Source organism: Yoonia sp. GPGPB17, assembly GCF_037892195.1.
Lineage (GTDB): Bacteria > Pseudomonadota > Alphaproteobacteria > Rhodobacterales > Rhodobacteraceae > Yoonia.
Genome location: NZ_JATACI010000002.1, coordinates 3,709,982 through 3,722,280, shown reverse-complemented (window position 1 = coordinate 3,722,280; position 12,299 = coordinate 3,709,982). Strand labels below are relative to the sequence as shown.

Here is a 12,299-nt window from a genome sequence, read left to right as displayed (position 1 = left end):
AGGCAAATGAACCAAACAGTTATGGCCGATGACCTTCGTGAGAAGATCATCGCAAATCCGGACGTCCTTTTGGAAGATGCAGATGTCATGCGCGCCCTTGTGGGTGCGGATGCAGATCAGACGACGGGCAATATCGTCGATCTGCGCTCTGTCGCGATGGAGCGGTTAGAAGCGCGTTTTGATCGCCTTGAAGATACCCACCGCAATGTGATTGCCGCCGCCTATGACAATCTGGCTGGCACCAACCAAATCCACCGCGCGATCCTGCGGATGTTGGATGCCAGCACGTTCGAGCGTTTCCTGGCCGATCTCTCTGGCGAAGTCGCTGATATCCTGCGCGTCGATGCCGTGCGTCTGGTGCTGGAAAGCAATTTACAAGACTCGCACAAAGCCGCAGGCGAAGCCGTGGCCATCATGCCGGAAGGCTTTGTTGAGGGCTACATCACCCTTGGTCGCAACATGTCGCCCGTCAGATCACCTTGCGCGAAATGCAGAAGGTCGGTGGCAGTCTTTATGGTGCCCGCGCCGAATACATCAAATCCGAGGCTTGCCTGAAGGTCGACCTTGGTCCGGACCGCCTGCCCGCCATGTTGGTGATGGGCAGCGAAGACCCCCATCAGTTCACAGCGCAACAAGGCACCGATCTGCTGACATTCTTTGTTGGCGTGTTTGAGCGGGTCGTGCGCCGCTGGTTGGCGTAAAATGATTGCCCCTGCCCTGTCAGACGCCTTAGGCGCTTGGCTGGCAGGCCAACGCGCGCTTGCCGGTGCGGCTGAGAATACGCTGAAAGCCTATCAAACCGACGTTCTGGGTTTCTTAGCGTTCATGACCCAACATAACGGTGGCAGTCAGGGGTTGGTGCCCATTGCCCGTGTGACCGTGCGCGATATGCGCGCATGGATGGCGCATGAACGGGGGCGTGGTGTTGGTGCACGATCGCTGGCGCGATCGTTGTCGGCCGTAAAGTCATTTTATCGGTGGCTGGCCGAACGCGAAGGCTTTGAACCAACCGCCGTACTTTCAACCCGCGCACCCAAGTTTCAACGCAAACTGCCGCGTCCGCTGGAAGTCGGCGCAGCCTCTGCCATGATCGAAACGGTTGAGATGCAGGCAAGCGAACCATGGGTAGCGGCACGAGACGCCGCAGTCGTCACCTTGCTTTATGGTTGCGGCTTGCGCATATCGGAAGCGTTGGGACTAACCGGTGCTGATGTCCCACTACCCCAAGTGCTGCGCATTATTGGCAAGGGGAACAAGGAACGGATCGTGCCCGTTATCGACACGGCCCGCGATGCTGTCGATGCCTACATCCGTCTTTGCCCGTATCCGACCCAACAGAACGCGCCGGTTTTTCGCGCAATCCGGGGGGTGTTCTGTCGCCACGGGCCATTCAAAAAGTGATGGAACAGGCTCGTATGCAACTGGGCCTGCCGACGACCGCGACGCCCCACGCGATGCGCCATTCCTTTGCAACGCATCTTTTGGCCGCGGGTGGTGATTTGCGCGCAATCCAAGAACTCTTGGGCCATGCGTCGCTTTCAACCACTCAGGCTTACACGGCCGTCGATGCGGCACAGCTGATGTCTGTCTACGAAAAGGCACATCCAAAAGCCTGACAATCGGTTGCCCATTGCCCATTTTTCAACCATGACAGTCCAATGACACTTCGCGCCAAAGCCCTTCTTGTTCATTTGTTAACCGCCACAGGTGCTGTTTTTGCCATGCTGGCCATGCTGGCCGCCGTGCAAGAACAATGGAGCCTGATGTTTCTTTGGCTGGTTGTCGCGTTTTTCGTGGACGGGATTGATGGGCCGCTTGCTCGGAAATACGATGTAAAGACGAATGCGCCAGCGTTCGACGGCGTCTTGCTGGACCTGATCATCGACTATCTGACCTATGTCTTTGTGCCTGCTTACGCCCTTTTCAAATCGGGCCTTTTGCCAGGTTGGACGGGGTGGTTTGCGATTATCATTATCACCTTCACGTCCGCGATGTATTTTGCCGATACGCGCATGAAAACAAAAGATAACTCTTTTTCCGGCTTTCCGGGGTGCTGGAACATGCTGGTGCTTGTGATCTTCGCGCTACAGCCAAATTTTTGGGTATCTTTGATACTGGTCGGCAGCCTTGCGATCACCATGTTTGTGCCCCTGAAATTCGTACACCCGGTCCGAACCGAACGCTGGCGCACGGTCACGTTGCCAATGGCCCTGGGCTGGACCTTCTTTGCGGGCTGGGCTGCTTGGGTTGATTTCTATCCCAACAGTTGGGCGCATTGGGGGTTGGTTGTGACGTCGGTTTACCTGCTCTTTGCGGGGGTTGCACAGCAAGTCATACCCGAACGCAAACCCGCCTAGATCAGCAACCCGGCGGCACCTTCCAGGCGCAGCAGCGCGACCTTGGCCTCTACCCCGCCTGCCCCAGAGTATCCTCCCAACCCGTCTGCCGCCAAAACCCTGTGACAAGGGATAAGGATCGCAATGGGATTAGCCCCACAAGCCTGCCCAATCGCTTGCGCCGAGACATCCAGGTCTTTCGCCAAATCACCGTAGGTACGTGTCTGCCCATAAGGAATGGCGCAGAGCGCTGCGTAGAAGCGCTGCTGAAATGCGCTTCCGCGCGGGGCAAGCGGGATCTCAAACTGCTGCAACTCCCCCGCAAAGTAGGCGGCAAGCTCATTGGCGGTCTGATCGTATAAAGCCCCGGAGGTAAGTGTTCCATCACGTCCCCAATACAGGGCGGTAACAGCGCCATCGACCGCATCAACGCCCAGCCCACCAACCGGTGAGTTCTGGCACATCATGTTTTGAGCCCACGCACCGCCATCATTGTCGCCGTGATCGTGGCGATGACCGTCTCTTGAGGACCGTCCAGCGCAATCGCGCGGCCTTCGGTAAAGGTCAATGTACGACCGGATTTAAGAACGTCACCCTCAAAACGAAACGACTGACCACGCGCAGGCGCTAGAAAGCTGCATTTGAATTCCACGGTCAGCACTTCGCTTTCCGCATCCATCAATGTCAGTGCCGCAAATCCGCAGGCACTGTCCATGCCGGACGTGATTGTTCCGGCGTGGATGAAGCCATGATGTTGTGAGAAGGCCGGATTGAAGGGCATTTCCAAGATAACGCGCCCCGGCGTGATGTCTGAAACGGTGATCCCCATTGTTGACATCGCACCTTGGCGGTCAAAATCCGCCCGCATACGTTCAACAGATTGGGGATCACCATAGTCCATCAGCCCAGCGCCTCATTGCAACGACCACAAACACCCGCGTGCGCGTGCGTACCGACGTCAGGCAGGATCTTCCAGCAACGTTGGCATTTCGCGCCCTCGGCCTTGGCAAAGATCACCGCAACGTCAGCGACATCATCCAAACAGAACGCGCCGTCGGGGGCAGCATCAGTTGACACAACGATACTGGAAGTGATGCAGAGGTCATCAAAGCTGACGGTTTCCAACAACTTGGCGGTCTCTGCGCTGACATAGACGATTGGAGCCGCCTCTAACGACGCGCCGATCACCTTGGCGGTCCGTTCGACCTCCAGCGCGCCTGTCACAACACGACGCACCCTGCGTACTTCAGCCCATTTCGTGGCCAGCGCATCGTCGCGCCAGTCGGCTGGGGTTTCTGCGAAGTCTTCGAGGTGGATTGAGCTATCGTCCGCTCCGAACCGTTCCAACCAGACCTCTTCCATCGTGAAGGTCAGCATTGGCGCGAGCCATTTCGTCAGGCGGTGGAACAGGATGTCGAGTACCGTCCGCGCTGCGCGTCTGCGTGTCGTATCGCCGTCGCAATAGAGCGCGTCTTTGCGGATATCGAAGTAGAACGCAGACAGCTCGACGGTGGCAAAAGTAAAGACTGCCTGGAACACGCCTTGGAAGTCGTATTTGGCGTAACCAGCGCGCACCTGCTCATCCAACTCAGTCAGACGATGCAGGACCCAGCGTTCCAATTCGGGCATCTCGCTTCGCGCGATGCGGTCGGCTTCGGTGAAATCCGAAAGCGAGCCCAGCATGAATCGCACCGTATTGCGCAAGCGGCGATAACTGTCGGCCACGCCTTTGAGGATCTCATCCCCGATCCGGTGGTCGTGCTTATAGTCGGTCGTCGCCACCCAAAGCCGCAGGATGTCAGCGCCATATTGCTTGACCACCTGTTCGGGCACGATGGTATTGCCCAGTGACTTGGACATCTTTTCACCCTTCGCATCCAAGGTGAAAGCGTGCGTCACGACGGCACGGTAAGGGGCATGGCCCATTGTGCCACAGGCCTGCAACATCGACGAATGGAACCACCCGCGGTGCTGGTCGGTGCCCTCCAGATAGACGTCAGCCGTCCCATCCTCGGACCCATCTTCGCGGTCTCGCAAAACGAAGGCATGGGTTGATCCTGAATCGAACCAAACATCCAAGATATCAAACACCTGGTCATAAGCGTCATGATCGACGTCATTGCCCAGGAACCGCTCTTTCGCGCCTTCCTTGTACCACGCATCTGCGCCTTCTTCCTCGAAGGCTTGCAAGATACGCGCATTCACAGCCTCATTGCGCAGCAGATAATCCGGGTCGGTGGGCTGTGCGTCTTTCTTGACAAAACAGGTCAGTGGCACACCCCAAGCGCGCTGACGTGACAGCACCCAATCGGGACGCGCCTCGATCATGGAATAGAGACGGTTGCGGCCCGTTTGCGGTGTCCATGTCACCAACTCATCAATCGACCGCAGTGCACGCTCGCGGATCGTCGTGCCATAGTCGTCCTGCCCGTCGCCAACTGTTTTGTCGATGGCGGCAAACCATTGGGGACGGTTCAGACGAATAACCGGCGCTTTCGACCGCCAGCTATGCGCGTCAGAGATCGTGATGCGCTTGCGGCCCAGCAACGCGCCAACTTCGACCAGTTTGTCGATCACAACCCTGTTCGCCCCACCCGGTTTGCCGTTGGGTTTCAGGATACTTTCGCCTGCAAAAAACGGCAGATCGGCACGGTAAGAGCTGTCATCAAGAATGTTGTAGGTCATCGGCAAGCCATGCTTGACCCCGATGGCATAGTCATCGTCACCGTGGCTAGGCGCAGTATGCACAAAGCCTGTACCGGCATCATCGGTGACGTGATCGCCGGGCAGCATGGGGACACGAAAGTCCCACTCGCCATCCGCGCCCTCGGCCCCGCGTAACGGGTGCGCGAGAGTTAGCACCGACAACTCATCCGTTGCGACGTCGCGGATACGACGGATCATCTCGTCACCCACCAGGCGACCGGCGGCAAAGACCTCTTCGGCCAGCGCATCAGCGACGACTATCTTCTCACCGATAGTGGCCCAGCATTCTTCAGGACGCCCAATGATTTCGTAGAGGCCGTAATTGATATTCGGGCCAAAGCAGACCGCTCGGTTCTGTGGAATAGTCCAGGGGTTGTGGTCCAGATCAGCACCTGCGCGGTTTGCAGATCTGTGGCGATGTCAAACAACGCGTCAGAGAAATCAGTGACCTCATCCAAAAGCGCCAGTTCTTCGCTTGCCGGGACAACCGGGAACCGCACCCAGATCGCATCCGTCTGACGGTCGTGATACTCTACCTCAGCCTCAGCCAGCGCCGTTTTCTCTACCGGCGACCACATCACGGGTTTCGACCCTTGATAAAGCGTGCCGTTCATCAGGAATTTCTGGAATTCCTCAGCAATCACGCGCTCGGCGTGGAAGTTCATCGTCAGATACGGATCATCCCAATTGCCGGTGATGCCCAGACGCTTGAACTCGTCGCGCTGGATGTCGACCCAGCCTTCAGCGAACTTGCGGCATTCCTGGCGGAAATCCACGACATTCACATCGTCCTTGTCACGGCCCTTGGCGCGATACTTTTCCTCGATCTTCCATTCGATGGGTAGGCCGTGACAGTCCCAACCGGGGATGTAGCGCGCGTCGCGGCCCATCATCTGCTGGCTGCGCACAACCATGTCCTTGAGGATTTTGTTCAGTGCATGACCGATGTGCAGATGCCCGTTTGCATAGGGCGGGCCATCGTGCAGCGTAAAGGGCTTGCGCCCCTCAGCCTTGTCGCGCAGGCGTTCATAGACCCCGATCTTTTCCCAACGCGCCAGCCATCCAGGCTCGCGCTTAGGCAATCCGGCCCGCATCGGGAAATCGGTACGCGGCAGGTTCAGGGTCTGTTTATAGTCAGGTGTTTCGGCGCACATGGGTGGCGTCCTTCAAGCAGTCATTTGTAGGTATATCGTGAGAGATCGGTGCGCGCACGCAGACACCTTTTCCCGGCAGGCTTGATGGGTTTCAAACCGCCGGGCAAATAATGCTTATGATCATCTGCCGCAACATGGGTTGGCTTATAGGCTTAGCCCGCAGAAGGGTAAAGCCCGCAAAGGTCAGCCGGTACCGCGGACGTGTTCCCAGACTTTTGAGATCGTCACCGAGCCTTCGCCAACGGCGGATGCGACACGTTTGACTGACCCGGCGCGCACATCACCGACGGCAAAGATGCCCGGGTGCGATGTTTCATACGGCGTCGTTTTATCGACGTCAGCGCCGGTCAGTACAAACCCCTTGTCGTCGAGTTCCACCAGCCCTGACAGCCATCCAGTATTGGGCGCCGCGCCCACCATGATAAAGGCCGCTCTTGCCGGGATCTCCTGATCGCGTTTTTCCGCTTTGTTGTGAACCGTTACGCATTCCAGGTGTCTTTCACCCTGCAGGGCCGTGATTTCGGTCTGATAGTGGATGGTGATGGCCGGGTCAGCCTCAAGCCGCGACAGCAGATAATCTGACATCGACGCAGCAAGGCTCGGGCCCCGCACCAGCACATGCACATGGCTGGCCGTCCGCGACAGATACATCGCCGCCTGCCCGGCAGAGTTGCCGCCGCCCACAACAATCGCTTCTGTCTCACGGCAATAACGCGCCTCCACGTCCGTGGCGGCATAATAGATGCCAATCCCTTCGAAATCCTCCAGCCGTGGGATCGGGAGGCGGCGGTACTGCACGCCAGTGGCAACGACGACAGCCTTGGCGCAAACTTCTGTGCCGTCATCCATCACGGCGCAAAAGATGCCATCCTCATCCTGGCTGAGCGCCGACACCCGGCGCGGCACGGCGAATTGCGTGCCAAACTTCATTGCTTGGACCTCACCGCGCCAGACAAGATCTGCGCCGGAGATACCAGTTGGAAAGCCCATGTAGTTTTCGATCCGCGATGACGTTCCCGCCTGTCCGCCAATGGTCAGGTCTTCAACAACCAGCGCCTTTAGCCCTTCGGCGCCCGCATAAACACCTGCGGCCACGCCTGCAGGGCCTCCGCCAACGATCAACACATCAAAGACACGGTCTTCATGAACCGCCATGTCCAGACCGAGGATTGCGGCGATTTTGGCGGGCGTCGGATCATCGACGACAAGATGTTTGCCAAAAATCACCGCAGGTTTCGCCGCCCCGATGTTGCAGGAATGCGCGACGGCTTCAGCTTCATGTTCACCAAGCGTCAGGCTGCGAAATGGGATACGGTTACGTCCGGCAAAGGCCGCAATCTGGCGAATGGTGCGGTCTTCTTCGGCACCAATGAGGGTCAGGCTGGCTTCGCCGCTTTCCAAAAGACGCCGACGTCGCGCTGCAAAGACCGTGATAATGATATCCGACATCTCAGGAATGCGGCTCATCAAGGCAAGCATGTCGGCGCGATCAACCGACAGAATGGTGGACGCCTCCAAGCACCGTGCGCCCAGCATTGCCCTACCGCCGGACAGAAAACTGATTTCGCCGAAAAACTGGGTCGGACCCAAGTGACCGACGCCGTATTGCTTGCCCGTTCGGGGATCGATCGCCACAACTGCGCCGTCAATGACATAGTGAAACGCATTCAGATCGCTGCTTAGCTTTCAACGAGGGTGTCGCCTGCGTCAAAGGTCTTGATGGTCCCGATTTTGCGCATCTCATCCACGTGGCTGTCATGCAAGGGGGTGCGCACCATAGTGGCAAGGTCTTGGGCGAGCATTTCCATCGGTTTCTCCTGTTCTTTCGGTGTGATCTAGTGCTTTGGACGCTTTTGTTAAGCGACACCCTCACATGGCACCATTTCTGATCGGATTACTGCATTGCACACACAGGATATCACCTGCACAACGTGGCGATGACAAAGCGTATCTCCATCGGCATTGCGGGAGCCGGGATTGGTGGTCTGACGGCTGCCGCCCTGCTGGCTGACCGCGGCCATTCTGTTGAAGTTTTTGACCAGTTTGACACACCACAACCCGTTGGATCGGGTCTGGTGATTCAACCGGTTGGGCAGGCTGTTCTGGACCATATTGGCGCAGGAGATAGCGCACGCGCCTTCGGAAACCCGATTCAACGCATGCTGGGGCACGAGGCTGACAACAACCGCAAGGTTTTGAACGTCTGGTATGACAAGATCGCTGATGGCCAGTACGGCCTCGCCATTCATCGTGCCAGCCTCTTTGAGGCCATCTATCGTGCGGTTCAGGCCCGCGACGTGGTGGTCCATACGCAAAGCCGCATTGCAGCCGCAAGCGCCGCATGGTTCACCTCGACGATGGGGCGGCGCATGGCCCCTATGACCTGATTGTCGACGCAACCGGGGCGGGTTCGCCCATTTCTCCGTTGAAGTCGGTGCCGCTGCCCTACGGTGCCATCTGGGGCACGGTCGATTGGCCCCAGACGGACCTGCCCGCGCACCATCTGAGCCAATGCTACCGCCGTGCGGACCGGATGATTGGCGTTTTGCCGATAGGCAAAGTGCCGGGCGACCCGAAACCGAAAGCGGCGATCTTCTGGTCAATGCCCCGTGACAGTCACGCCGCATGGGTAAGCGGAGGTGTTCAAGCGTGGAAAGATGAGGCCATCGGTCTTTGGCCCGCCTTTGCGCCTTTTGCCGCTCAGATCCATGCGTCCGAGCAAATGACCATGGCGCGCTACGCCCACGGGACTCTGCGCCAGCCGTGGTCAACCGGGATTGTGCAGATCGGCGACGCCGCCCACAGGGCCAGCCCGCAATTGGGCCAAGGTGCGAACATGGCACTGCTTGACGCACTGGCGCTGGCACGTGCGCTTGATGCTGAAACCGGCGACGCCGCATTGGCGCTCTATGCCAAAGCGCGGCGCTGGCATGTGATGACCTATCAGGCGATGAGCGCGGCCTTTACCCCGCAATACCAATCGGACAGCCGCTGGCTACCGGTTTTGCGGGACAGGCTGCTTTACCCGTTGTCACAATTGCCACCCGGGCCGCGCATTCTGACAGCGATTGTTTGCGGCACAATGCTGCCACCATTGCGCGGATTGGGACGGGTCTAGCGGCAGAACGATCCACTGCGATACCGTGCCGTATCAAAATGGAAGTGATCGCGGTGAAAGCGGTTCGCCTCGGGGCCCAACACCGTTCCAAACGGCCCACAGGCGGCCCGCCACATCTGGCGCAGCTGTGGCCCGTCATCAGCCGAGTTCCAATCGGTCAGCAAGGTCATTTCCGTCCCATCACGCAGCCGAATACCCGCGATATCGATGGCACGACCAAAGGCGTGCTCGGACAGCCGACCACCAGGTTGGTTGTTACGGGTGCGGCAGGCATAATGTGAGACCACACGCAGAGACGACGCGCCGCCGCCCTCACTGCCCACAGCGGGCAGCACGCCGCGTTCCACCCAGGTTTTCAGGGCCCGCGCCGTGGGGCAATCAATGGTCGCGCGCGGGCTCAGCGTCACACCCGCAACAGATCGCAGTTTAACGGCATCATCGATACCACAAGCGCCTGCTCCATTGACGCGTCCAATCACACTCCCTTGAAGCAAGGGGTCGCCGCAGACCTGTCCCCGCAACCGCGCAGCCCGCCGCTCTTCTGCTGCGGCCTCAATTGATGCGGGTCGGATATTGGGCCGCAATGAACGCGCTATCGCATTTGGACTGAAGGCAAAGAGGTTCTGTTCGGCCCGAAACTGAGGCCGGGTTTGCGCGCCAAACGCCATGTCAGGTCGCTCAAACGGGCGCATCCGGGGTCTGATGTCTGCGGCCGACAACTCGACAGTCACAGAGCCGCGTGCAATAGGGCGCACACTGTCCGCCGAGGGCGTTTGCGGGACAACCGCTGCTGGTTCCGGCACAGCCGCTATCGGTCTGGGGATGGGCCGCACATCTTGCGCGCACAGTGGCCCCGCCAATACAAGAGCGACCAGAAGCGCCGCCCATCGCATCAAGTCTGGCGCGCTTTCATGCGGCCAAAGTCCGGCGCGTCAGTGTCCTGCCCGGCTTCGATGATCCCACGCCGGATCGACCTTGTGCGCGTGAAATAGTCGTGCAGATGATCACCGTCGCCCTGACGAATGGCCCGCTGCAGGGCAAAAAGCTCTTCGGTGAAACGACCCAGAATTTCGAGCGTTGCTTCTTTGTTGTTCAAAAACACATCGCGCCACATCACCGGATCCGAGGCCGCAATCCGTGTAAAATCCCGAAAACCGGCGGCAGAGTATTTAATGACTTCGCTATCTGTCACCCGGCGCAAATCATCCGCCACACCCACCATCGTGTAGGCTATCAGGTGCGGCGTATGGCTGGTAACGGCCAGCACAAGATCGTGGTGGTCGGGGTCCATCGTTTCCGTTAGTGCACCAAGACCTCTCCAAAAATGAGTAAGCCGTGCAACGGCCTGCGCATCGCTCCCCTCAACCGGGACAAGGATAGTGTAGCGGTTGTCAAACAATTCCGCAAAACCGGACCTTGGGCCCGAATGCTCTGTACCCGCCAATGGATGGGCGGGGATGAAATGCACACCTTCGGGCACGTATGGTCCCACAGCATCTATGACTGTACGCTTCACCGACCCAACATCGCTGATCGTTGCACCCGGTTTCAAAACCGGCCCAATCTCTTGCGCGACGCTTTCCATGGCCCCGACTGGTACGCAAAGGACAATCAGGTCCGCATCTTTCACAGCTTCGGCGGCGCTGTCACAAATCCGGTCACATAGCCCGATCTCACGCGCGATATCGCGCGTTTCGGCAGAACGGGCATAGCCCACGATCTCATTTGCGACTCTGGAGCGGCGCATCGCATGACACATCGAAGACGCAATCAGACCAAGGCCGATCAGGGCAACGCGATCATAAAACTGCGTCATTGTGCGGCCCCTTTAAACTGCGCGATCGCATGCGCCACCCTGCGACAAGCGCTTTCATCACCCACCGTGATCCGCAAGCAATGCGGCAGGCCATAACCCGCGACCCGCCGCACTATAATACCCTCGCTACGCAGGTGGTCGTCGCAGGCGTTGGCTTCGGTTTCATCTACAAAGCGGGCGAGGATGAAGTTCGCAGTCGATGTGTCCGATGGCACACCAAGCTCGGCCAAAGCATTCGCCAGCCAGTCGCGCCATTTGGCATTTTCAACACGGCATTTGTCGGTGTGTTCCGTATCGCGCACGGCAGCCTCGGCCGCGGCTAGTGCAGCAGCGGACAGGTTGAATGGCCCCCTGATGCGGTTGAGCACATCAATCACGGCCTGTGGGCCATATCCCCAGCCAACACGCATGCCGCCAAGCCCATAAATCTTAGAGAACGTCCGCGACATAAAGACATTGTTGCGTGCTTCCACCAAGGCCTTGCCCGCGTCAAACCCATCCACGAACTCGGCATATGCACCGTCCAGCACCAACATCGCCTGACGCGGCAAGCCGTCGGCCAGTCTGGCGACTTCTGCGTTGCCAATCATCGTACCGGTTGGATTGGCGGGGTTTGCAATGAACACCAGCCTAGTTTTGTCGGTGCAGGCCGCAAGGATCGCATCCACATCAACCACACGCTCGTTCTCGGGCACGACCACAGGGGTGGCACCGCAAGCATTGGCGTAGATCGGGTACATTGAGAACCCATGTTCGGTGAATACGACCTCATCACCGGGGCCTGCGTAAGCTTCTGCCAGCAATTTCAAAACATCGCCGGACCCCACACCGCAAAATACGCGCGCGGCGTCCACATCCCAAATCTCGGCAATTGCGGCACGCAAGTTAGCATGATCTGTCGATGGATAGCGGTGCAAATCATGCGTGGCGCGCACCACGGCCTCTTTCGCAGCATCACTGGGGCCAAGGGGATTCTCATTCGAGGATAGCTTGAGCACATTGCTTTGCCCGGCAAGTGTGGATGCACCGCCCTGATAAAGCGCGATGTCCAGAATACCCGGTTGTGGTTGAATGCCGTCAGCCATAAAACTGCGTTCCCCTCTCGTTTGGCCCGTTCTAGCGCCCTGCCCCTTGCAAGACCAGCGCGAAGAAACAACAAAGGCCGCCCC

10 protein-coding genes and 3 pseudogenes are annotated in these 12,299 nt (G+C 58.5%); 5 read left to right on the top strand and 8 right to left on the bottom strand.

The window, feature by feature from the left end; all coding sequences use genetic code 11:
- Positions 1-6 precede the first annotated feature (6 nt).
- The 3 genes and pseudogenes from QTO30_RS19595 to QTO30_RS19585 all read left to right on the top strand — a co-directional run bounded on the left by QTO30_RS19595 (position 7) and on the right by QTO30_RS19585 (position 2,357).
- Positions 7-701: pseudogene (locus QTO30_RS19595) on the top strand (DUF484 family protein).
- Position 702: 1 nt separating this feature from the next.
- Positions 703-1,616, top strand: a pseudogene (locus QTO30_RS19590) (tyrosine recombinase XerC).
- Between the two features lie 42 nt (positions 1,617-1,658).
- The gene (locus QTO30_RS19585; RefSeq protein WP_340425711.1) at positions 1,659-2,357 is read left to right on the top strand and encodes a CDP-alcohol phosphatidyltransferase family protein; all 699 of its coding nucleotides are present in this window, start codon (positions 1,659-1,661) and stop codon (positions 2,355-2,357) included.
- On the opposite strand, the gene QTO30_RS19580 is transcribed toward QTO30_RS19585, so the two are convergent.
- From QTO30_RS19580 to QTO30_RS19560, 5 genes and pseudogenes are all read right to left on the bottom strand, one after another.
- The gene (locus QTO30_RS19580; RefSeq protein ID WP_340425709.1) at positions 2,354-2,803 is read right to left on the bottom strand and encodes a methylated-DNA--[protein]-cysteine S-methyltransferase; all 450 of its coding nucleotides are present in this window, start codon (positions 2,801-2,803) and stop codon (positions 2,354-2,356) included. The two genes, QTO30_RS19585 and QTO30_RS19580, sit on opposite strands and share 4 nt — an antisense overlap.
- The gene (locus QTO30_RS19575; protein ID WP_340425708.1) at positions 2,800-3,237 is read right to left on the bottom strand and encodes a PaaI family thioesterase; all 438 of its coding nucleotides are present in this window, start codon (positions 3,235-3,237) and stop codon (positions 2,800-2,802) included. The genes QTO30_RS19580 and QTO30_RS19575 overlap by 4 nt, the downstream gene beginning before the upstream one ends.
- A pseudogene (gene ileS, locus QTO30_RS19570) lies at positions 3,237-6,196 on the bottom strand (isoleucine--tRNA ligase). Before ileS ends, QTO30_RS19575 begins: the two are co-directional and overlap by 1 nt.
- A 183-nt stretch (positions 6,197-6,379) precedes the next feature.
- The gene (locus QTO30_RS19565; RefSeq protein ID WP_340425706.1) at positions 6,380-7,831 is read right to left on the bottom strand and encodes an FAD-dependent oxidoreductase; all 1,452 of its coding nucleotides are present in this window, start codon (positions 7,829-7,831) and stop codon (positions 6,380-6,382) included.
- 44 nt (positions 7,832-7,875) lie between these two features.
- Positions 7,876-8,004 (bottom strand): hypothetical protein, encoded by a 129-nt coding sequence (locus QTO30_RS19560; protein ID WP_340425705.1) that lies wholly within the window; start codon positions 8,002-8,004, stop codon positions 7,876-7,878.
- 129 nt (positions 8,005-8,133) lie between these two features.
- Between QTO30_RS19560 and QTO30_RS19555 the strand changes: the two genes are divergently transcribed.
- Together QTO30_RS19555 and QTO30_RS19550 are read left to right on the top strand one after the other, a co-directional pair.
- A complete protein-coding gene (locus QTO30_RS19555) occupies positions 8,134-8,583 on the top strand; it encodes an FAD-dependent oxidoreductase (RefSeq protein ID WP_340425704.1) in 450 nt (149 codons plus the stop codon).
- Positions 8,538-9,314, top strand: a complete 777-nt coding sequence (locus tag QTO30_RS19550; protein ID WP_340425703.1) for an FAD-dependent monooxygenase — start codon at positions 8,538-8,540, stop codon at positions 9,312-9,314. Before QTO30_RS19555 ends, QTO30_RS19550 begins: the two co-directional genes overlap by 46 nt.
- Here QTO30_RS19550 and QTO30_RS19545 read toward each other — a convergent pair.
- Genes QTO30_RS19545 through hisC form a run of 3 tightly spaced genes read right to left on the bottom strand, consistent with a single transcriptional unit; the run spans position 9,311 to position 12,215 of the window.
- Positions 9,311-10,207, bottom strand: a complete 897-nt coding sequence (locus QTO30_RS19545; RefSeq protein ID WP_340425981.1) for an extensin-like domain-containing protein — start codon at positions 10,205-10,207, stop codon at positions 9,311-9,313. The genes QTO30_RS19550 and QTO30_RS19545 overlap by 4 nt on opposite strands.
- On the bottom strand, positions 10,207-11,130 hold the full coding sequence (locus tag QTO30_RS19540) for a prephenate/arogenate dehydrogenase family protein (protein WP_340425702.1): 924 nt from the start codon (positions 11,128-11,130) through the stop codon (positions 10,207-10,209). The genes QTO30_RS19545 and QTO30_RS19540 overlap by 1 nt, the downstream gene beginning before the upstream one ends.
- Positions 11,127-12,215 (bottom strand): histidinol-phosphate transaminase, encoded by a 1,089-nt coding sequence (gene hisC / locus QTO30_RS19535; protein ID WP_340425701.1) that lies wholly within the window; start codon positions 12,213-12,215, stop codon positions 11,127-11,129. Before hisC ends, QTO30_RS19540 begins: the two co-directional genes overlap by 4 nt.
- Between the last annotated feature and the right edge of the window lie 84 nt (positions 12,216-12,299).